Source organism: Methylophaga thalassica MP, from assembly GCF_000214595.1.
Classification (GTDB): Bacteria; Pseudomonadota; Gammaproteobacteria; order Nitrosococcales; family Methylophagaceae; genus Methylophaga; species Methylophaga thalassica.
The window spans coordinates 2,089,834-2,111,121 of the sequence record NZ_AFIG01000001.1 but is presented as its reverse complement, the minus strand read 5'-3'; the positions used below and the strand labels follow the sequence as shown (position 1 = coordinate 2,111,121).

At 42.3% G+C, this 21,288-nt stretch carries 22 protein-coding genes; 18 read left to right on the top strand and 4 right to left on the bottom strand.

The features are described 5' to 3' along the window. The first annotated feature begins 8 nt into the window (after positions 1 to 8). The 5 genes from bamA (at position 9) to lpxA (ending at position 5,143) form a co-directional block, all read left to right on the top strand. Positions 9 to 2,285 (top strand): outer membrane protein assembly factor BamA, encoded by a 2,277-nt coding sequence (bamA, locus tag MAMP_RS09945; RefSeq protein WP_040576274.1) that lies wholly within the window; start codon positions 9 to 11, stop codon positions 2,283 to 2,285. A gap of 20 nt (positions 2,286 to 2,305) precedes the next feature. Beyond that, on the top strand, positions 2,306 to 2,812 hold the full coding sequence (locus MAMP_RS09940; protein WP_007145906.1) for an OmpH/Skp family outer membrane protein: 507 nt from the start codon (positions 2,306 to 2,308) through the stop codon (positions 2,810 to 2,812). Between the two features lie 9 nt (positions 2,813 to 2,821). Continuing rightward, positions 2,822 to 3,838: a UDP-3-O-(3-hydroxymyristoyl)glucosamine N-acyltransferase gene (gene lpxD, locus MAMP_RS09935; RefSeq protein WP_007145905.1), complete on the top strand. Its 1,017-nt coding sequence runs from the start codon at positions 2,822 to 2,824 to the stop codon at positions 3,836 to 3,838. Positions 3,839 to 3,926: 88 nt separating this feature from the next. Next, positions 3,927 to 4,376 carry a 3-hydroxyacyl-ACP dehydratase FabZ gene (gene fabZ, locus MAMP_RS09930; RefSeq protein WP_007145904.1) on the top strand — a complete coding sequence of 150 codons (450 nt, stop codon included), beginning with the start codon at positions 3,927 to 3,929 and terminating at the stop codon, positions 4,374 to 4,376. Continuing rightward, positions 4,373 to 5,143 (top strand): acyl-ACP--UDP-N-acetylglucosamine O-acyltransferase, encoded by a 771-nt coding sequence (lpxA, locus tag MAMP_RS09925; RefSeq protein ID WP_007145903.1) that lies wholly within the window; start codon positions 4,373 to 4,375, stop codon positions 5,141 to 5,143. The genes fabZ and lpxA overlap by 4 nt, the downstream gene beginning before the upstream one ends. Positions 5,144 to 5,171: 28 nt before the next feature. Here lpxA and MAMP_RS09920 read toward each other — a convergent pair whose 3' ends face one another. Further along, positions 5,172 to 6,356 carry an ammonium transporter gene (locus MAMP_RS09920; RefSeq protein WP_007145902.1) on the bottom strand — a complete coding sequence of 395 codons (1,185 nt, stop codon included), beginning with the start codon at positions 6,354 to 6,356 and terminating at the stop codon, positions 5,172 to 5,174. Positions 6,357 to 6,636: 280 nt separating this feature from the next. Between MAMP_RS09920 and MAMP_RS09915 the strand changes: the two genes are divergently transcribed. Genes MAMP_RS09915 through der form a run of 3 tightly spaced genes read left to right on the top strand, consistent with a single transcriptional unit; the run spans position 6,637 to position 9,846 of the window. Beyond that, positions 6,637 to 7,278: a YfgM family protein gene (locus tag MAMP_RS09915; protein ID WP_007145901.1), complete on the top strand. Its 642-nt coding sequence runs from the start codon at positions 6,637 to 6,639 to the stop codon at positions 7,276 to 7,278. Next, positions 7,268 to 8,443, top strand: coding sequence for an outer membrane protein assembly factor BamB (gene bamB, locus MAMP_RS09910; RefSeq protein ID WP_007145900.1), 1,176 nt, complete (start codon positions 7,268 to 7,270; stop codon positions 8,441 to 8,443). Before MAMP_RS09915 ends, bamB begins: the two co-directional genes overlap by 11 nt. After that, positions 8,440 to 9,846: a ribosome biogenesis GTPase Der gene (gene der / locus MAMP_RS09905; protein ID WP_007145899.1), complete on the top strand. Its 1,407-nt coding sequence runs from the start codon at positions 8,440 to 8,442 to the stop codon at positions 9,844 to 9,846. Before bamB ends, der begins: the two co-directional genes overlap by 4 nt. A 3-nt stretch (positions 9,847 to 9,849) precedes the next feature. On the opposite strand, the gene MAMP_RS09900 is transcribed toward der, so the two are convergent. Then, entirely contained in the window at positions 9,850 to 10,188 is a 339-nt protein-coding gene (locus MAMP_RS09900; protein ID WP_007145898.1) for a hypothetical protein, read from the bottom strand. Positions 10,189 to 10,303: 115 nt separating this feature from the next. Here MAMP_RS09900 and MAMP_RS09895 point away from each other — a divergent pair, with 115 nt between their 5' ends. From MAMP_RS09895 to fabB, 6 genes are all read left to right on the top strand, one after another. Then, a complete protein-coding gene (locus MAMP_RS09895; RefSeq protein WP_007145897.1) occupies positions 10,304 to 12,484 on the top strand; it encodes a type I secretion system permease/ATPase in 2,181 nt (726 codons plus the stop codon). Positions 12,485 to 12,486: 2 nt separating this feature from the next. Continuing rightward, positions 12,487 to 13,818 (top strand): HlyD family type I secretion periplasmic adaptor subunit, encoded by a 1,332-nt coding sequence (locus tag MAMP_RS09890; protein ID WP_040576272.1) that lies wholly within the window; start codon positions 12,487 to 12,489, stop codon positions 13,816 to 13,818. Further along, complete coding sequence (locus MAMP_RS09885) at positions 13,815 to 14,486, top strand: LuxR family transcriptional regulator (RefSeq protein WP_007145895.1); 672 nt, start codon at positions 13,815 to 13,817, stop codon at positions 14,484 to 14,486. The genes MAMP_RS09890 and MAMP_RS09885 overlap by 4 nt, the downstream gene beginning before the upstream one ends. Positions 14,487 to 14,611: 125 nt before the next feature. Beyond that, positions 14,612 to 15,931, top strand: coding sequence for a TolC family outer membrane protein (locus tag MAMP_RS09880; protein ID WP_007145894.1), 1,320 nt, complete (start codon positions 14,612 to 14,614; stop codon positions 15,929 to 15,931). Between the two features lie 136 nt (positions 15,932 to 16,067). Next, a complete protein-coding gene (gene fabA / locus MAMP_RS09875) occupies positions 16,068 to 16,583 on the top strand; it encodes a 3-hydroxyacyl-[acyl-carrier-protein] dehydratase FabA (protein ID WP_040576271.1) in 516 nt (171 codons plus the stop codon). A 9-nt stretch (positions 16,584 to 16,592) separates the two neighbouring features. Next, on the top strand, positions 16,593 to 17,810 hold the full coding sequence (gene fabB, locus MAMP_RS09870; RefSeq protein ID WP_007145892.1) for a beta-ketoacyl-ACP synthase I: 1,218 nt from the start codon (positions 16,593 to 16,595) through the stop codon (positions 17,808 to 17,810). Between the two features lie 29 nt (positions 17,811 to 17,839). Here fabB and MAMP_RS16270 read toward each other — a convergent pair whose 3' ends face one another. Continuing rightward, positions 17,840 to 18,013 carry a hypothetical protein gene (locus MAMP_RS16270; protein ID WP_007145891.1) on the bottom strand — a complete coding sequence of 58 codons (174 nt, stop codon included), beginning with the start codon at positions 18,011 to 18,013 and terminating at the stop codon, positions 17,840 to 17,842. A gap of 54 nt (positions 18,014 to 18,067) precedes the next feature. Between MAMP_RS16270 and MAMP_RS09865 the strand changes: the two genes are divergently transcribed. The 4 genes from MAMP_RS09865 to MAMP_RS09850 are packed head-to-tail and all read left to right on the top strand — an operon-like array spanning position 18,068 to position 20,873. After that, a complete protein-coding gene (locus tag MAMP_RS09865; protein WP_007145890.1) occupies positions 18,068 to 18,832 on the top strand; it encodes an alpha/beta fold hydrolase in 765 nt (254 codons plus the stop codon). Next, a complete protein-coding gene (locus MAMP_RS09860) occupies positions 18,825 to 19,175 on the top strand; it encodes a nucleotide pyrophosphohydrolase (protein WP_007145889.1) in 351 nt (116 codons plus the stop codon). Before MAMP_RS09865 ends, MAMP_RS09860 begins: the two co-directional genes overlap by 8 nt. Before the next feature lie 56 nt (positions 19,176 to 19,231). Continuing rightward, complete coding sequence (purU, locus tag MAMP_RS09855; RefSeq protein ID WP_007145888.1) at positions 19,232 to 20,089, top strand: formyltetrahydrofolate deformylase; 858 nt, start codon at positions 19,232 to 19,234, stop codon at positions 20,087 to 20,089. 25 nt (positions 20,090 to 20,114) lie between these two features. Further along, positions 20,115 to 20,873: an SDR family oxidoreductase gene (locus MAMP_RS09850; RefSeq protein WP_007145887.1), complete on the top strand. Its 759-nt coding sequence runs from the start codon at positions 20,115 to 20,117 to the stop codon at positions 20,871 to 20,873. A 35-nt stretch (positions 20,874 to 20,908) separates the two neighbouring features. On the opposite strand, the gene MAMP_RS09845 is transcribed toward MAMP_RS09850, so the two are convergent. Next, a complete protein-coding gene (locus MAMP_RS09845; protein WP_007145886.1) occupies positions 20,909 to 21,253 on the bottom strand; it encodes a DUF4870 family protein in 345 nt (114 codons plus the stop codon). Between the last annotated feature and the right edge of the window lie 35 nt (positions 21,254 to 21,288).

Here is a 21,288-nt window from a genome sequence, read left to right as displayed (position 1 = left end):
TGATAACAATGAATAAATTACTGCCTATACTCCTGTTCTTGTCCTTTATCTCAGTCGCAAAAGCTGAGTCCTTTACCATTGAAGATATCCGTATAGAGGGATTGCAACGTATTTCTGCTGGTACCGTCTTTAATTATCTCCCTGTAAAAGTCGGGGATACGATGACGGATAATGATGCAAAAGGCATTATTCGTTCTTTGTTTAAGTCAAAGTATTTCAACAACGTTGAAGTGGAAAGACAAGACAATGTACTGGTTATTAAAGTAAAAGAACGTCCGGCGATATCCAGCATTGAACTTGTCGGTAATAAAGACATGGATTCTGCCGAATTACTGAAATCGCTTCGTGAAATTGGTTTTGGTGAAGGTCAGGTATTTGAGCAAGCCATGCTTGAACGGGTAGAGCTGGAACTGGAACGCCAATATTTTAGCCGCGGTAAATATGGCGTTGCCATTAGTTCCGAAGTAACACCACTATCACGAAACCGTGTCGCTATTCGTATCACCATGGCGGAAGGTGTCGTCGCCACAATCAGTGAAATCAATATTGTCGGTAACCATGCTTTTGATGATGAAGAGCTGATGACGGACTTCCAGACGACAACCGGTTCATTGTTATCATTTCTGACAAAAGACAATCAATACTCTCGTCAAAAATTATCTGCTGATTTAGAAACACTACGTTCATTTTATCTGGATCGTGGTTATGTTGACTTTACTGTGGAGTCGACACAGGTATCTATCAGTGATGATAAAAAACACATGTTTATCACTATTAATATCAGTGAAGGTGAGAAATATAAAATCAATCAGGTACGTCTGGCAGGTAACTTGATTGTTCCGGAAGATGAATTATTCAAGTTGGTGACGATTCGAGAAAATTCTGTATTTTCACGTAAGGCAATCACAAAGAGTACTGAGAACTTAACTAACCGTCTGGGTAACGATGGTTATGCTTTCGCCAATGTAAATGCAGTTCCAGAAATCGACCGCGAAAAACGCGAAGTGGATTTAACGTTCTTTGTTGACCCTGGTCGCAGAGCGTATGTCAGACGTATTAATATTTCTGGTAATAGTAAAACACGTGATGAAGTATTACGCCGCGAATTCCGTCAGCAGGAATCTGCCTGGATTTCGACTGAAAAAGTCGAGCAATCAAAAGCACGTGTATCACGGCTTGGTTATTTTGAGAATGTAAACGTTGAAACTATCCCGGTCGCGGGCGTTCAGGATCAGGTTGATTTGGACTTTGGCGTCACAGAAACACCGTCTGGTAGTCTTTCAGCCGGTATCGGTTTCTCGCAATCTGATGGCCTTATTTTTAATGCGAATGTGACACAGAAGAACTTCTTGGGAAGTGGTAAACATATTCGTTTTGGTTTTAACAATAGCAGCATTAATACTATTTATAGTTTTGGTTACACCAACCCATTTGTGACGGTTGATGGTATCAGTCAAGGCTTTAATGCTTTCTATCGTAAAACTGATGCTGATGAAGCCAATATCGCTACTTACACGCTAGATGCCTTTGGCGGCGATATTACCTTTGGTATTCCAATTTCAGAGGAAAATCGTATTAACCTTGGTGTCGGTTATGAGCATACTGAAATCGATTTACCATCCGACAATACCATTTCACGTTATTCTGACTTTATTAAGCGTGAGGGTGACTCTTTTGATACTGTCACACTGAACCTAGGCTGGTCGAGTGATGACCGTGACAATGCATTGTTACCTACAAGTGGTATCTCGCAAACACTGACAGGTGAGTTTGCAGTGCCAGGGCCGTCACTGCAGTACTACAAACTGAAATATAAGGCTAATGCGTACCATCCAATCAATGAGACATTTACCTTCTCTTTGAGAGGTGAGTTTGGTTATGGTGATTCGTATGGTGATACAGAAGAATATCCTTTCTTCCAGAATTTCTATGCGGGTGGTATCAGAAGTGTCAGAGGCTTCCAGGCTAATACTCTTGGTGTTAAAGAAGATGATGAACCATTAGGTGGTAATTTACTAGTCAGTGGCGGCGCTGAAGTTATTTTCCCAGTACCATTTATGAAAAAAACGTTAAAATCTTTCCGCCTGAGTGCATTTACTGACTTTGGTAACGTATACGATGTGAATCAAGATTTTGATGCGGGTTTATTGAGATATTCAGCCGGTCTGTCAGCTATATGGATTTCACCAGTCGGTGCAATGTCGTTTAGTATAGCTGCACCGTTGAAGAAAGAAGACGGCGATGAGACTGAAGCATTCCAGTTCTCATTAGGTTCGACGTTTTAATTAATTATTTGGAGTTGAGTGTGAAGAATTTGAAGTTTATTTGGCTATTATTTGCATTGTTCATCGCCGCACCTGCTAGTTATGCAGCAGATTTAAAAATCGGTGTTGTAAATGCAGGCGTGGTGCTCGATAAATCACCACAAAAAGCAGCAGCACTCGCAAGGTTAGAAAAAGAATTTTCAGCAAGAAGTAAGTCTTTAGAAGCAAAACATAAAGCACTAAGAGCAGCTCAAGAAAAACTGAATAAAGATGGCGCTATTTTAAGTGCTGAACAACGTCGTGATAAAGAACGTGACTTATTGAGTGATCAGCGCGAGTTACAACGTCTTCAGGATGAATATAGTGAAGATTTGTCTATTCGTCGTAACGAAGAGTTGAGAAAGCTTGAAAAAGACATCGCTGAAACAATTGTTGATTTAGCCAAAAAAGAGTCTTATGACCTGGTTTTATACCAAGGCGTTATCTTTGCCAGTGATAAAGTAGATCTGACTGATAAAGTTCTGGAAATGTTAAAAGCTAAGAAATAGAGTGCGCCTGTGAGTTTGACTCTTGCTCAAATAGCGGAATATATCAATGGTAATGTTATCGGCGATGCTAATTACTCAGTTAGCAGCGTCGGTACATTATCAAATGCTGATTCAAGTCAGCTTAGTTTCTTATCTAATCCCAAATATAAAAAATTCTTAAATCAGTCCTGTGCCGGTGCCATAATCGTTTTGAAAGGTATGGCTCAGTACGTCACAACGAATGCCATTGAAGTTGATGATCCATACGTTGCGTATGCAAAAGCGGCAAGTCTACTTCACCCCACTGAAAAAAAACTTCCTGGCATCCATCCGTCAGCATCAATTGACCCATCAGCAAAGATAGGTGCTAATGTCAGTATTGGGGCGAATGTTGTCATTGAGCAAGCAGTCATCATAGAAGATGACGTGGTGATTGGACCGGGATGTGTTATCGAACATGATGTGGTTATTCGCAAAGCGGCAAACCTCAGACCTAATGTAACATTATGTTTTGGCGTCATCATTGGTGAAAGGACGATTATTCATCCTGGTGTAGTCATTGGCGCGGATGGTTTTGGTATTGCTAACGATAATGGCCACTGGATAAAAGTGCCACAAGTTGGATCTGTCAATATTGGCAATGATGTTGAGATTGGTGCCAATACTACAATTGATAGAGGTGCTATTGATGACACGGTTATTGCTGATGGCGTGAAGCTCGATAATCAAATACAGATCGGACACAATGTCACAATTGGTAAACATTCTGTTATAGCCGGTTGTACGGGTATTGCAGGAAGTACTTCTATTGGTGAATATTGTGCCATTGGTGGTGGTACTGGCATGGCAGGTCATATTAATATTGCCAGCGGTGTGCAATTAACCGGGATGAGTATGGTCACCAAGTCTATTAATGAGGCAGGTATCTATTCTTCAGGTATTCCTGTTGAACCTGCTAAACAGTGGCATAAAAACGTGATTAGATACCGGCAAATGGATAAATTATTTGATCGTGTTAAACAGCTTGAAGAAAAAACAAAAGATTGATTTGAGTGTTGTTTCGCTTTACCAAAATGGCGACTCAAAGTAACATTGTCGGTCTTTATTAATATAATAATAGTCAAGGGATATTAGCTTGAACACGATTGACATACATGAAATTCAACGCCTGTTACCTCATCGATACCCTTTTTTACTCATCGATAGAGTCATTGAATTTACACCTGGCGAGCATTTAGTCGGCATCAAAAACGTTACATTCAATGAACCACACTTTACAGGTCATTTTCCTCAGCGTGTTATCATGCCAGGTGTGTTAATCCTTGAATCCCTTGCTCAAGCAACAGGTTTGTTAGCGTTTAAAACAGCTGATGAGATTCGGTCTGATGAAGCGTTATATTATTTAGCAGGTATTGATAATGCCCGTTTCAAAAAGCCAGTTGAGCCAGGCGATCAGCTAAGACTCGAAGTGAAGCTGGTTAAAAATAAACGTAACTTATGGAAATTTACGGGTGAAGCGAGTGTTGATGGCGAAGTCGTTGTCAGCGCAGATATCATGTGTGTTAACCAAGAAATGCCAAAGTGATTCATCAGACAGCTATTATTGATCCAACAGCGGTTATTGCTGATAACGTCAAGATTGGTCCCTTTTCAGTCATTGGCCCAAAGGTCGAGATCGGTGAAGGCACTGAAATTGCATCGCACGTGGTGATTAATGGACCAACAAAAATTGGTAAAAATAACCGCATATTCCAGTTCGCCTCAATAGGTGAGGAACCTCAGGATAAAAAATTTCACGGTGAAGATACACTACTTGAAATTGGTGATAACAACCTTATCCGCGAGTCAGTGACGATTAATCGGGGAACTGTTCAGGGTGGTGGAATAACCCGTCTAGGCAGTAATAACTGGATTATGGCGTATGTGCATATCGCACATGATTGTATTATCGGTAATGATAATATTTTTGCTAACAATGCTTCTTTGGCGGGACATGTCATCATTGACGACTTCGTTATTTTGGGTGGCTTTACGCTAATCAGCCAATTTAATTATATGGGATCACACTCTTTTAGTGCGATGGGCAGTGTTATTTCGAGAAATGTCCCACCATATATTCTTGTTTCTGGGCATATGGCAAAACCTTTTGGTATTAATGTCGAAGGTCTGCGCAGACGTAATTTCAGCGATATTCAAATTAAAAATATTCGCCAAGCCTATAAAGTTTTATACCGCTCAGGGCTAAAACTTGAAGAAGCAGAGCTGCGTATTGATGGCATAGAACAAGAATCAGATGAGATTTCTTTATTAGCGGATTTTCTCAAGAAGCAGGAAGGCGGCATAATCCGATAATATCGGATTATGCGTTTTCCCGTTATATCTAATCATTATTGGGTGTTGCTGTAATTTTGTGAATGCTTAAGTCCGCGCCTTCATACTCTTGTTCTTGAGATAATCTCAGTCCAAGCACGACTTTTAGTAAACCGTAAACTGCAAACCCGCCGACAAAAGCTATCAAAATGCCAAGTCCAGTGCCGATAAGCTGAGATATTAAGCTGACTCCGCCCATGCCGCCAAGCGCAACCTGACCGAATATACCCGCTGCGATACCACCCCAAACGCCACACAAGCCATGAAGTGGCCAGACACCTAATACATCGTCTATTTTCCATTTATTTTGTGTCAGGGTGAATGTAAAAACAAATAATGCCCCTGCAACCAGGCCTGTCATGAGTGCGCCTAATGGATGCATAATGTCAGAACCGGCACAGACAGCGACAAGACCGGCTAATGGCCCATTGTGGACGAAGCCTGGATCATTTTTACCAACCAGGCATGATGCTAGTATACCGCCCACCATTGCCATTAATGAATTGATAGCCACTAAACCACTTATACCGTCAATGGCTTGTGCTGACATAACATTAAAGCCAAACCAACCAACGGTCAAAATCCATGCACCGAGAGCTAGAAAAGGTATATTGGAAGGAGGGTGAGCAAAAATCTCTCCTTTCTTCCCGTAACGACCGTGCCGGGGACCTAAATGTAAAACAGCTGCTAGCGCAATCCAGCCACCCACAGCATGTACGACAATTGAACCTGCAAAGTCGTGAAAGCTGGCACCAAAGGAAGAATTTAACCAGTCCTGAATACCATAGGCACCGTTCCAGCTGATTCCTTCAAAAAAAGGATAAATAAAGCCGGCGATAAAAAAAGTAGCAATTAATTGAGGATAAAATTTTGATCTTTCTGCGATGCCTCCTGAAACAATGGCAGGTATAGCAGCAGCAAACGTCAGCAAGAAAAAGAATTTTACCAGGCCGTAGCCATAGTTTTCGTTGAGTGTGGGAGCAGCATCAAAAAAATGTAAATTGTAGGCGATGCCATAACCAATAAAGAAATAAGCGATTGTCGATATTGCAAAATCAACAATAATTTTAACAAGCGCATTGACCTGATTCTTTTTGCGAACTGTTCCGACTTCGAGAAACGCAAAGCCGGCGTGCATGGCAAGCACCATTATGGCGCCTAGTAATATAAATAAAACATCATTTGCATTATGCACTATCTTATCCCCTCGTTGGTTTAGATATAAAGCACCAAAATAGCAAGACTCGCACCAAAAATAAAAGTTAAGTTAAATCAATTGTATACAGATAAATGTGTGCAATATTGGACTATGTGGTGATTTATTTTGGTGCGAACCCATTATGTTAAGCACTAAATTGGTGCCATCAAAGAAGTATATGGTTAGTGTTCATTGAATTGTTGATCCACAAGCTGCTGATAAAAACGTATAATCAAGCGCTTTATATTGATGATAAAACTGATGTTGAGGAGACCGCATGGATATCTATGCATCTGATGAAGAAAAAGCAGAAGCAATAAAGCAGTGGTGGCGTGAAAATGGTCGCTCTGTATTTGTAGGCGTGGTGTTGGGGATCGCGTGTATTTTTGGTGTCCGTTATTGGATAAACTATCAACAGGTTCAGGACCAACAAGCCGCTTTAACTTATCAGCAGGCCATCGTTTCGGTAAGTAACCAAGACAGCGAAGCTGCGGAAATAAGTACTGAAAAGTTAATGCAGGATAATAAAAAGAGTGCATATTCAGTATTTGCGGCCTTACAAATGGCTGAGAAAGCCAGTGAAGCGGGAGAGGTTGATAAAGCAAAAGATTACCTTTCATGGGTAATTGCTAATGCAGAGTTATCCGGACACAGAGCATTAGCAAAACTTAGACTGGCAAAGGTCGAATTCGATAACGGCCAGTTAGATGAAGCATTGAAGCAAGTGACATCTAACGATGCTGCAGCGTTTGATTCATTATTCGCTGAGTTGGAAGGCGACATCAAAACAGCACAAGGACAAGCCGGAGAAGCCCATGCCGCTTATCAAAAAGCATTAGTTGGCCTCAATTCAGGTGAGCCAAGACATACCTTAATTGAAATGAAATTAGATGACGTGGCAGCTGCACATGAAAGTTAATTTGCGTTTACTGACGATAGGTTTATTACTAAGTATATTTTTATCAGCATGTAGCACCGTGGGTGATTGGTTTGCTGATGAGTCCTATGAAGAACCACCAGAACCACTAACAGAGTTTACCAGCGAAATTAGCCCCAAGATTTTGTGGGATAAAAGTGTTGGTGACGGCGCCGGTGACAAGAAAGTGGAGCTGTCATCCTGGTGGCAGAATAATAAAATCTTTGCCGTTGATCATGAAGGTGAGGTAACGGCATTAAATGCTGAAACGGGTCGTGAAATTTGGGATGCTGACCTTGATTTGAATGTGGTGACCGGAATTGGTGGCGGCATGAATATGGTCTACGTTGGTTCAGACAAGGGTGTGGTAGTTGCTCTGAACGAGGCCGATGGCAAAGAGTTATGGCGTACCCAATTGACCAGTGAAGTCTTAGCGCCAGTGACATCTGCAAATGATGTTGTTGTCAGCCGGACATCCGATGGACGGGTCAGCGGTATTTCAGCTCAAGATGGCAAAGTACTCTGGTCATACCAACGTGCTGTACCGTTGTTAAGTTTGCGTGGTGCTGGCCGACCCGTTATTACTGGTAATGAAGTTATTGCTGGTTATGACAATGGTAAGTTGGTGGCATTATCGTTAAATGACGGTAAAGTTTTGTGGGAAAATAGTATCGCTATCCCACGTGGGCGTACTGAGTTGGAACGTTTGGTTGATATCGATGCTGATCCTGTTGTGATAGACGATACGGTTTATGTAGTGACTTATCAGGGACAGCTTGCTGCCGTTGATATTAATTCTGGCCGTGTCTTATGGTCACGTGATATGTCTTCACAAATAGGGCTAGACGCCGCTTATCATGATGCAGTTTATGTGACCGATGATGAAGGCTATGTCTGGGCTGTGCAGGATGGTAGTGGTGACGCATTATGGCGTCAGACAAGATTATTACGTCGCCAAGCCACAGCGCCCGCGATTGCTGGTAACTATATTATTGTTGGCGATTTTGAAGGATATATCCACTGGATCGCCCGCGACGATGGACGTTTTGTTTCACGTCAACAAGTGAGTGACGGACCAATCTACTGTAAACCATTAGTTATTAATGGTGTTGTTTATATTACTGCCGCTGATGGCAGTATTACCGCTCTGAGAGTACCCGAAAATTGAAACCTGTAATCGCGCTGGTTGGCCGCCCTAATGTTGGCAAGTCAACAATATTTAATCGGCTAACACGAAGTCGTGATGCACTAGTCGCTGATTATGCCGGTCTGACCCGTGATCGTATTTATGGCAAGGTGAAAGAACCCGGCTTTGATTTTATATTAATCGATACCGGTGGACTCACCGATCAGACTGACAATATGTCAGATTTGATGCGCAAGCAAGCTAAGCTAGCGATTGATGAAGCGGATCTTATTTTGTTTATTGTTGATGGTCGAGCAGGCCTGATGCCAACAGATTCAGATGTGGCCCAACAACTACGCAATGATGGAAAACCTGTTTGTCTTGTTATTAACAAAACAGAGGGTGAACGTCGTGAAATTATATCTGCCGAATTTTATGCATTAGGTTTGGGTGAGCCACAAGTCATTTCTGCGACTCAAGGCAGAGGGATTGATAGTTTATTAGCTGAAATTAAACAACGCATTCCGGCGGTTGAGAAAATTGAAGCAGATGAAGCCGAAGTCTTTGATGAAAATGAAATCCGGCTGGCTGTCTTGGGAAGGCCTAATGTTGGTAAATCAACATTAATTAACCGATTACTTGGTGAAGAGCGTGTAGTGGCCTTTGATGAACCAGGAACTACACGCGATAGTATTCACATTCCTTTTGAGAAAGACGGTGTTAATTACACATTAATTGACACGGCAGGTGTCAGACGTCGGTCGAAAGTCTCTGAAAAACTTGAGAAGTTTAGTGTTTTAAAAACGTTGCAGGCCCTGGAAGATGCGAATGTTGTGATGTTGGTGCTTGATGCTCATGAAGGTATTGTTGAGCAGGACCTGCATCTGGCCGGACTGATAGTTGAAAGTGGACGTGCCGTTGTCATTGCTGTGAATAAATGGGATGGTCTGGAAAAAAGTGAACGAGAGTGGGTTACTACCAATATCGAACGACGTTTACCTTTCCTGAATTTTGCCAAGACACACTTTATTTCGGCACTGCATGGTAGTGGGGTCGGTTTGTTATTTAAATCAGTCAGACAAGCATTCCAATCTGCCATGACTAAAGTACCAACGTCACGATTAACACGTGTGCTGGAAGATGCGATTGCTGATCATCCGCCACCGTTAGTTAGAGGTCGTCGTATTAAGTTTCGTTATGCCCATCTGGGAGGGAAAAATCCACCCAGAATTATTATTCACGGTAATCAGACGGAGTCTACCCCGAACAGTTATAAGCGTTATCTGGAGAATACATTCAGAGAGGCGCTGAAATTACAGGGAACACCGGTGATGATTGAGTTTAAAACCAGTGATAACCCATATCGTGATAAAGCAATAAAAAGTACTAGTCAGAATGCGCCACAAAAAAAACAGCGCCCACCAAGAAAGAGTCGCAAAAGTTAGTGATTAGAGAAGGCCGGGATCATCACTCATCAGGTTTTCAAGGCTATTGAGTTGATCCCTGACTTTTTCACGGTTGGCTAATTTTTCTCTTGCCGCTAGCGGTAAATCTGTAAATAAAATAACTTGTTTATCTATTAGGGTGTTGATCAAATCTTCCAATACCCTGATCAATGATAAGTCCGATGCACTTAGCGCAGAAAGGCTATCTTCTTTTTTTTCCGATTGTATTAAATAATCGACTAATTCAGCAGAGTTTATTGACAATTTTTCTGTAGCCTCATCCTGAGGCCTGTCATAGACAGCAATGATTTTTGCTGACTCGTCTCTTTTCACATAAACCATTATATTAGTACCCCATAAACCCATGCCTGTAGCACATTACGATAAGCAGTGCTTTACAGTAAACTAAAAAACTGTGAAACTCATCAAGTTTTATTAATAACTACAAGTAATAAAGATGCGTACGGAGCCTGTCATCAATACGAGTAAAAATGAGCAATGGGATGCTCAGGATAGCTACCGTACGCATGATGATCCATTATTGTCCTGTTTGACACTGCTGGCTAAAATTTTGAATAAGCCGCATAGTCCAGAATCTCTGGTTGCTGGTCTTCCATTAGTTAATAATAAACTCTCACCCTCCCTGTTTAGTCGTGCCGCTGATCGCGCTGGTTTATCTTCACGTATTGTGAAGAGAAAGTTAACGAAAATTCCGAATCTTGTTCTGCCCGCTGTTTTATTACTCAATGATGCCAATGCTTGTATTGTTCTGGAATTGAGTAACAACAATGCCCGAGTCATTTTCCCGGAAACAGGGGAAGGGGAAGCAGAAATTCCATTCGAGGAGCTAAATGCTCAGTATTCTGGATACAGTATTTTTATCAAACCCGTTCACCAATTTGATAAGCGTACGGAGTTTTCAGCTATACCAAGGGCGAACCATTGGTTCTGGGGGACGATTCTGCGTTTTTGGCCAATTTATGGTCAGGTTTTTATCGCATCTATATTAGTAAACAGTTTTGCACTAGCTTCACCGTTATTTGTGATGAATGTGTATGACCGGGTGGTGCCAAATAATGCCACCGAAACACTCTGGGTACTGGCTATCGGTGTCGCAACAGTATTTGTCTTTGAATTACTTTTACGAACGTTGCGCGCTTATTTTATTGATATTGCCAGTAAAAAAGCGGATGTCATACTGTCTGCCACTATTTTTGAGAAGGTCATGGCAGTGAAAATGTCTGCACGGTCCAACTCAGTAGGCTCATTTGCTAATAGCATGCAGGAGTTTGAGTCTTTCAGAGAGTTTTTTACCTCGGCTACCTTAACTACGTTAGTCGATTTACCCTTTTCGTTATTATTTATAACCGTTATCTGGTTAGTGGCTGGTCCTGTTGCTTTCATTCCACTGGCCGTGATTCCACTGACAATACTAGTCAGTCTGATTATTCAGTTTCCTTTATCAAAAACCATTCAACATTTATTCAGGCATTCAGGCCAAAGAAGTTCTACTTTGATTGAGACTTTAACTGGCTTAGAAACGATCAAAAGCATTGGCGCCGAGACGCCAATACAGCGGAAATGGGAACAGACGATCGGGTTTATGACGAAATACAGTCAACGCGCGCGAATTTTATCTGCTACCGCGATTAATTTTTCCTCTTTCCTTCAGCAAATGGCATCCATTACCGTTGTTGTTTTTGGTGTCTATCTGATTACTGAAAATGAAATTACGATGGGCGCCTTAATTGCCAGTACTATTTTAACCGGACGAGCATTAGCGCCCATGGCAGCACTGGCCGGGCTGCTAACACGTTACCACCAGTCCAAAGCGGCATTAAGCTCATTGAACAGCCTTATGGCCCTACCTGTCGAGAGACCCTCAGGACGAGAGTTTCTGCATCGTCCCGAATTTAAAGGCGGGATAGAGTTTAAAAAAGTCAGTTTCCGATATCCAGAGCAGCCTATAGATGCCTTAACTGACGTGTCTTTTAAAATTAATGCTGGTGAAAAAGTGGCTTTTATCGGCCGTATTGGCTCTGGCAAAAGTACCTTAGAAAAACTCATGCTTGGCTTGTATGAGCCAGAAGAAGGTTCTATTTTGCTCGATGGGACCGATATTCGACAGGTTGATCCTGTCGATTTAAGAAAGAATGTTGGTTATGCACCTCAAGACGTTGTGCTGTTTTATGGCAGTATTCGTGAAAACATCACCATGGTGGCACCATTCGCTGAAGATCATGAAGTACTCAAAGCGGCCGACATAGCAGGCGTCACCGAATTTGTTAATCGCCATCCTTCAGGTTTTGATATGCCAGTAGGTGAGCGTGGTGAAGGTTTGTCGGGTGGACAACGTCAAAGTGTGGCCGTTGCCAGAGCGTTATTGTTAGACTCTCCTGTCATCATGCTGGATGAACCTACCAATGCCATGGATAACAGTACTGAAGAACGTTTCAAAGCAAAACTGGCTGAAAATATTGAGAATAAAACTTTATTGCTAGTCACGCATAAGGCCTCTTTATTAAGCTTGGTGGATAGAGTGATTGTGATGGACCAGGGTCACATTGTGGCCGATGGGCCAAGAGAACAAATTCTGACAGCACTTAAGAATGGCCATATAAAAGTGAACAAGGGCTAAATATGGCATGGTTTAACAAAACGAATTCAGACGATCTTGAGTTTATGTCAGAAGTCAGTGCCGCTTCACTGGAAAACTCGCCCCGACTTGGTCATTCATTGTTACTGCTGATTACCTTATTTTTTATTTGTGCCTTTTGGTGGGCCAGTGTGACCGAGTTGGATGAAGTGACACGCGGGCAGGGTAAGGTGATTCCCTCAAGTAAAGTGCAAGTTATTCAAAATCTGGAGGGGGGGATTCTCTCTGAGGTTTTGGTTAATGAAGGTGACTTAGTTGACAAAGGCGATGTGCTGCTTCGAATTGATGACACACGTTTTTCATCTTCTTTCCGCGAGACACAACTGAAATATTGGGAATTGTTGGCTCGCAAAGCACGTTTAACAGCTGAGGTTGAGGGTAAACCATTGGAATTACCTGAGGAAATCATTAAGCAACAGCCCTCATTGGCAGCCAGTGAACGTTCCTTATATCAATCCAGACAGCTAGAGTTACAGAGCAGTATCAATGTGCTTGAGCAGCAAGTAAAACAGCGTGAACAAGAGTTACTGGAGAATCAGGCTAAATTGAATAAACTGAGCACAAGTTATGATTTAAGTCGTCAAGAGCTGGAAATGTCTGAACCCTTAGTTTCAGTGGGTGTGATATCCGAAGTCGAATTATTAAGACTTAAACGTGCCACCAATGATTTACGTGGAGAAATGGAAACTACACGATTAGCCATTCCCCGAATTCGCTCGACACTCAATGAAGCGAAACAAAAAATTAAAGATACAACGTTGCGTTTTAAATCTGATGCTGCCTCACAACTGAGCGAGGTACAGTCAGAGTTAGCCATTACTAAAGAAACAACCACTTCTCAACAAGATAGAGTGAGGCGTACATTAGTACGCTCGCCCGTTAAAGGTAAAATAAAACAGCTAAAAATAAATACGGTAGGTGGCGTTATTCAACCTGGGATGGATTTAGTTGAAATTGTTCCTGTTGAAGATAATCTGTTAATTGAGGCAAATATTCGGCCGTCTGATATTGCGTTTTTGAGTCCTGGACAACAAGCGATGGTGAAATTAACCGCTTATGATTTTTCCATTTATGGTGGACTTCCTGCTACATTAGAACGAATAAGTGCTGATACAATTATAAATGATGAGGGAGAGAGTTTTTATCTTATCTACTTAAGAACAGATAAAAACTATATTGATAGTAGTAAAGGTCCATTAGAGATTATTCCAGGTATGACTGTAACGGTTGATATTTTGACTGGCAAAAAAACGGTGCTGGATTATTTATTCAAACCGATACTCAAAGCTAAAAATGAGGCGATGAGAGAACGTTGATTAATCAAACCATACCAAATATGCCGGATATGGCAAATAAGTCAATGCTTTATTGCATCGGGACCGATGCCCAACAACTTGTGCATATCAAGCACCTTTTGGCAGACCAATATGAGCTGTGTGAGTTTTCCTGTATCGAAGACGCGCAAGCTGAGCTTAATGGAAAAAACCCAAATCTCATTCTGTGTCATCTATCTTGTTTGAATGGTGATGCAAGCTCTTTATTCAGCATTATGGAAAATGCTGTGACCCGTGCTCGTGTACTTATTATCGGACCTAAACTTTCTGTTATTGAGCAGATTTCGATTCTTAAACAGGGCGCACGTGGATATTTTCAAGAAGAACTTGTTGATGATAAGTTACTGATTGCGCTCGATTTGATTCAGCGGGGAGAAGTGTGGGTAGAACGGCATGTTATTGCTGGGTTAATTGATGAATTAAATCACACACCTCAACTTTCAAATGAGCAACAAGCAAAATTGGACAGTTTGTCGCGTAAGGAGTTGGAAGTCGCTGAGTTGGTAAGTCATGGTGCGACCAATAAAATGATTGCCAGGACAATGAATATTACGGAAAGAACTGTAAAAGCACATCTAACAGCGATATTCCAGAAAATGAATATTCCGGATAGACTTTCACTTGCTATATTTTTCAGGGATTTACGTTAGTTATATCAAACAACAGTATGTTATGTTTTAATACACCGTGCCATTTTAAGCACAATGGAATGAGGCTTATATTCAGTCATTGAATGTAAAACATTCAGGCTGGGGGGGAATTGGGATTTGAAGTGATGAAGAAAAGTTTAGTTTTAAGCTTACCTTTATGGGTAATGGTATCTAGTGTTTCTGCTCAAACGTTGGAAAGTGCAGTAATGCATACTATTGAGTCAAATCCCGATATCCTTGCTGCTGCGAGTGAACGACAAGCTGTTTCTAAAGAAATAGATCAGGCAAAGGCCGGATATTATCCAACTCTGGATTTAGCTTTGGGTACGGGCTGGGAAATGACTGATAACCCGAATACACGTTCAGCAGGGCGTGGCGAAGTCAGACTGAACAGGGATGAGGCAAGCTTACAGCTGCGTCAAATGTTGTTTGATGGCATGGAAACTAAAAACGAAGTTCTAAGACAAGAATTTAGAACAAATTCCCGTGCATCAGCGGTGTACAGTGCTGCAGAAAATACCGGATTGGAAGCTGTTGACGCTTATCTCAATGTGCTGAGACAACAGAAAATTGTTGAATTAGCCCAAACCAACCTTGAAGCACACCAACGGACACATGATCAAATTGTTCTTCGCAGTGAGCGTGGTGTTGGTCGTGGTGCAGATATGGACCAAAGTCTAGGTAGGCTTGCCTTAGCTGAAGCCAACCTGATGGAAGAAGAAAGTAAATTGCGTGATGCAGAAACAACTTTTATCCGCGTTGTTGGCGAGCCACCTGAATCATTAGAAGAGCCTGAAATTCCCGAAAACCTGATTCCTGATAGCTTGGATGCAGCAATAGTAAAAGCCGTTGATAATCATCCAACTTTAAGATTAGCTAACTTTGATCTGGAATCAGCCCGTGCACAGCACGCCACCGCAAAAGCACCTTTTTATCCCGATCTACATCTGGAAGTAGGTACGCGTGCTGATCATAATATTGATGGTCAGGTGGGTACGGATAAAGACATCACGGCCATGTTGCGTTTACGCTATAACCTATTGAATGGCGGCCGTGATTCAGCCCGACGTGAAGAGACTGCCTATTTAATTAATCAAGCAGCCGAGATTCGAAATAATACTTATCGTGAAGTGGAAGAAGGCACGAGGCTTTCCTGGAATGCATGGGAAACGGTCAAAAGCCAGATGTCATATCGCGAACAACATGTTGACTCAAGTCAAAAGTCACGTGATGCCTACAGACAACAATTCAGTCTTGGACAGCGCACCTTATTAGACTTATTGGATTCTGAGAATGAAGTTTTCAGAGCACAGACGGCTCTGGTTAACACTGAGTATGACGAACTGTATGCGCAGTATCGTATTTTGAATAGTATGGGACTATTGCTTCAAGGCTTAAATATTAAAGCACCTGAGGCTGCAGAGACTATTGCTATAAAACAGTAAATCACTATTTCAACAGTTTCATAGCCACGGGAAAGCCCGTGGCTTTTTTATATATATGGGAATGACGTTTTTTTCTGGTTTAGAAACGATCGTGGTATTATACGGAGCCCAATTGGCGGGATAATTAAGAGAATTCATGAGTAAGCAATCATCATTTACATACGAAGAATTATTGCAGTGTGGACACGGCGAAATGTTTGGTCCTGGCAATGCACAACTCCCTGTTCCCAATATGCTGATGATGGATCGCATTACTCATATTGCAAATACAGGTGGTGCTTACGGTAAAGGCGAAATCATTGCAGAATTGGATATACATCCGGATCTTTGGTTTTTTGATTGCCATTTCCCGGGTGATCCTGTTATGCCTGGTTGTTTAGGCTTGGATGCGATGTGGCAACTCGTCGGATTTTTCCTGGCTTGGGATGGTAATCCAGGCCGTGGCCGAGCATTAGGCTCAGGTGAGGTCAAATTTACCGGACAAGTATTACCAACAGCGAAGAAAGTTACTTACCGTATTGATTTAAAACGTGTTATCGCACGCAAGCTGGTTTTGGCTATTGCGGATGGCACGGTATCTGTGGATGGGCGCGATATCTATACTGCAAAAGATTTACGCGTTGGTCTGTTTACATCAACCGATGATTTTTAGGATTTCATAATGAAACGTGTTGTCGTTACAGGGTTAGGTATCACGTCTTGCTTAGGTCTTGATGCCCAAACAGTGACAGAGTCTCTTCGCCATGGCCGCTCAGGTATTCGCTTTAAACAAGACTATGCGGATATGGGGTTTCGTAGCCATGTTGCAGGCACCATTGATATTGATTTCAAAGAATATATCGATCGTAAAACATTACGTTTTATGGGCGATGCTGCTGCCTATGCCTATATTGCTATGGAGCAAGCGATTGCTGACGCAGGCTTAAGTGAAGAGCAGGTTTCTAATATCCGAACTGGGCTTATTATGGGATCGGGTGGCGCTTCATCTTCGAATCAGGTTGAAGCGGCTGATATCCTGCGCGAAAAAGGTTTAAAACGTATTGGGCCTTATCGTGTTACCCAGGTTATGGGCAGCACAACCTCAGCCTGTCTCGCCACACCGTTTAAAATCAAAGGGGTGAACTATTCCATGTCATCCGCTTGTGCAACTAGTGCACATTGTATCGGTACAGCAATGGAGCAGATTCAACTCGGCAAGCAGGATATTGTGTTTGCTGGTGGCGGTGAAGAAGAGCATTGGTCAATGAGCTCTTTATTTGATGCGATGGGCGCTCTATCAACCAAATATAACGATACGCCAGAAAAAGCGTCTCGTGCTTATGATGCTGACCGTGATGGTTTTGTGATCGCTGGCGGCGGCGGTGTGTTAGTACTTGAAGAGTATGAGCATGCAAAAGCCCGTGGCGCTAAAATCTATGCTGAATTGACCGGTTACGGTGCTACATCAGATGGTTACGATATGGTGGCGCCATCTGGTGAAGGTGCGATGCGTTGTATGCAACTCGCCATGTCAACGAGTCGCGGCAAAGTGCAATACATCAATGCTCATGGCACCAGCACACCGGTAGGTGATTTGGCTGAATTAGGTGCCATTAAAAAGACATTCGGCGCAGATATGCCTGCCGTAGGATCAACAAAATCATTATCAGGTCATTCTTTAGGCGCTGCCGGTGTTCAGGAAGCGATTTATAGTCTGTTGATGCTGGAAAATGATTTTCTTGCCGCCTCGGCTAATATTGAAACACTTGATCCTGAAGCGGAAGGCATGCCTATTCTGCGGGAACGTGTCGATAACGCTGGACTCACAACAGTCATGTCGAACAGTTTCGGCTTTGGTGGAACCAATGCCTGTCTGGTGTTTGAAAAGCTCGATGATTAAAGAAAAAAGCCACCTTTCGGTGGCTTTTTTTATTGTAGATCGTCGTCAGTGACTGGGCCGCGTTTGCCTGCGTTGGCTTCCTGAATCAGTGTGATCAGTAATTGCTTTTTATCAGGATCATCAAGATATTTTGAGCTGAACGTAATACCAAATTTATCGGCATATTGTTTCACCAGCATCACTAGAATTGTTTCATCTTCCACATCGGGCTCCAGATTATTTAAATTGTTTAATTATAACGTTTCAACAAGCTATCAATGAAATTGCATTATCAAGAAAGTGGTGAAGGGATACCTTTAATTATTATCCACGGCTTATTTGGCTCAGCGGATAATTGGCGCAGCATGGCGAAGTATTTTTCACATTTTTATCGTGTTATTAGTGTTGATTTACGCAATCATGGTCGTTCCCCGCATAGTGATGAGCAGAATTTCACAGTCATGGCCGAAGATATCCATGAGTTATGTGAAGACTTGCGATTGGGCCAGATGAATATCTTAGGACATTCACTCGGTGGTAAAGTAGCGATGAAATTTGCTGCAATGTATCCGGAGATGGTTGCAAAACTGGTGGTCGTGGATATTGCTCCTCGCCAATACTTTAGTGCACACACACCATTGATGGATGCGATGATGGCACTGAATTTATCTGAGTTTACTAGCCGAACAGAGGTCGATGCTGCTTTAGCTCAATCTATTCCTGATCAGGCTGTTCGTCAGTTTTTATTGATGAATTTGGTCTCTGAGCATGAGCGCTATAAATGGCGAATTAACCTGACAGCGCTTAAAGCCAACTTTAAAGAATTAATGGCGTCTATCTTTGATAGCGAGGTGTTAACTATGCCGAGCTTATTTGTTTATGGTGAGTTATCAGACTATGTCACTGAGCAGGATCGTCAACAAATTTCAGCACAGTTTACGCATGCGGAATTTAATTGCATTGAAAAAGCAGGGCACTGGGTTCAGGCTGAACGCCCACAACAATTTAAGCAGGTTGTAGAGGCGTTTTTACAAGATGATTGAGACAGAACTCTTGAAACAACTTATTGAATTTCGCCGGGAGAGGGACTGGGAACAGTTTCACAATCCTAAAGATGTGGCGATTTCTTTATCTATAGAAGCTTCAGAGTTACTGGAGTGGTTTCAATGGAAGACTGCTGAGCAAGTGCAGCAAAGGCTGGCCTCCGAGAAACGTGAAGAGCTGGAAGATGAAATAGCTGATGTCGCCGTTTATCTTGCTTATCTTTGTCATGACTTAAACATTGATTTAAATCAGGCCATCAAAAATAAAATGCAGAAGAATGCGGCTAAATATCCACGAGATAAAGTCAAAGGTCGTAATGATAAGTACGATGAATATTCATAAAGCCGAATTACAGTGCTAGGATTTAGCTTTTTTATTTTATTTCTTAGGAAATCCTCATGAGCGCCATTGTTTTCCTGATTCAGTGTAAAGACCAAAAAGGTCTAGTCGCGGGAATCACCAGCTTTTTTGCTGAAAGACAGTTTAATATTCTGCACTGCCAGCAATATACGGACACTGAAGTTGGTCAGTATTTCATGCGAATTAAGCTTGAAGATGATGGTAGCTTCAATCATCAACAACTTGAAGCTGAGTTTAGCCAGTTTGCCGCCACTATCGACTTGCACTGGTCTGTTCGCTACAGTGAGCAGCCTTATCGGGTAGCTTTACTGGTGACACGAGCTTCACACTGCCCATACGACTTACTACTGAGAGAGTTAGAGGGTGAACTGAAATGCGATATTCCTCTTATCATAGGTAATCATCGCGATTTAGAGGATATGGCCCGTCAGTTCGATAAGCCGTTTTATCACTTACCCATCACGGCAGAAACCAAGCAGGCACAAGAAGCGGAGATAAAGCGCCTGCTGGCCGAGTTTGATATTGATCTGATCGTGATGGCCCGTTACATGCAAATATTGTCAGAGGAATTTGTGACCGAGTTTTCTGGTCGAATTATTAATATTCATCACGGATTCTTACCTGCTTTCCAAGGCGCTAAACCCTATCATCAGGCTTATGAGCGTGGCGTTAAAATTATTGGTGCCACAGCCCACTATGCGACAGCTGAGTTAGATGAGGGACCGATTATCGCCCAGGATGTGCAACATGTTCAGCACGATAACAGCCCGCAAGATCTGGTGATGATGGGAAAAGATATTGAACGTATTGTGCTGGCGAGAGCAGTAAAAGCACATATTGAGCATCGAATTATTATCAATGGTCGCCGTACCATTGTGTTTTCTGAAGGTGCCTGAATAATCTAAATAAGGAGTCGAGTGCATGACGAATAAAACCATCATGATTACCGGAGCTACCTCAGGGTTTGGGGAAGCTTGCGCCAGAGTATTTGCAAACAATGGCTGGCAATTAATTCTGACGGGACGACGCCAGCAACGACTAGATGATTTACAGCAGGAGCTGGGGGGCAAAGATAAAGTGGCTACCTGCTGTTTTGATGTGACAGACAGAAAAGCAGTTGAAGCTGCTATTCATGGTTTAGCTGAACCTTTCAAAAAAATTGATGTGTTACTGAATAATGCTGGCTTGGCATTAGGGCTGGAACCCGCTCAGGAAACAAATTTAGATGATTGGGAAAAAATGGTAGATACCAACATTAAAGGCTTGCTTTACTGTACTCGGACTATCCTACCGATGATGACAGAGAGAAAGTCAGGATATGTGATTAATATCGGCTCTGTAGCGGGTAACTGGCCTTATCCTGGGGGTAATGTCTACTGTGGTACCAAAGCCTTTGTCAGGCAGTTCTCACTGGCGACACGGGCTGATTTATTAGGCACGAATGTCCGTGTCACTAATGTGGAACCGGGCAATGCCGAAACTGAATTTTCTAAGGTACGTTTTAAAGCCGATGAGGCCCGTGCAGATAAAGTCTATGAAGGCACCAGAGCACTGGATGCCGAAGATATTGCCAATACGGTCTGGTGGCTGGTGAATACCCCTGAGCATGTGAATGTGACCACGATCGAAGTAATGCCCACTCAGGAAGCGAATGGGCCGATGGCATTTCATCGCCAATAAAATATAAAAGACCGGTTTACCCGGTCTTTTCAGTTTTAGCCAAAGAGCCAGCTTGTTGGATTCGGATGAGGCTGCTGTTGATCCAAATATTTCATACCTTTGACACAGCGCACAACTACCCAGATAACCCAAAACACTAACACCAAATAGCCAACTAAAAAGAAGGCAAATAACACGCCGATAAATAAATATAGAAGACCCATCCAGAATGTTCGGATCTGAAACTGATAGTGCGACTGTAACCAGGCTGCTGCATCGTCTTTATGTATATAAGCAATGACGACTGCAACAAAACCTAAAAACTGAATAATAATATTGGCGATAAATAATAAATAAACGAGTTTGACTGTTTGTTGACTGGCCTGTGTTGATTCGCTCATGCATCTTTTCCGGTAAATGTATTCACATAATCTAC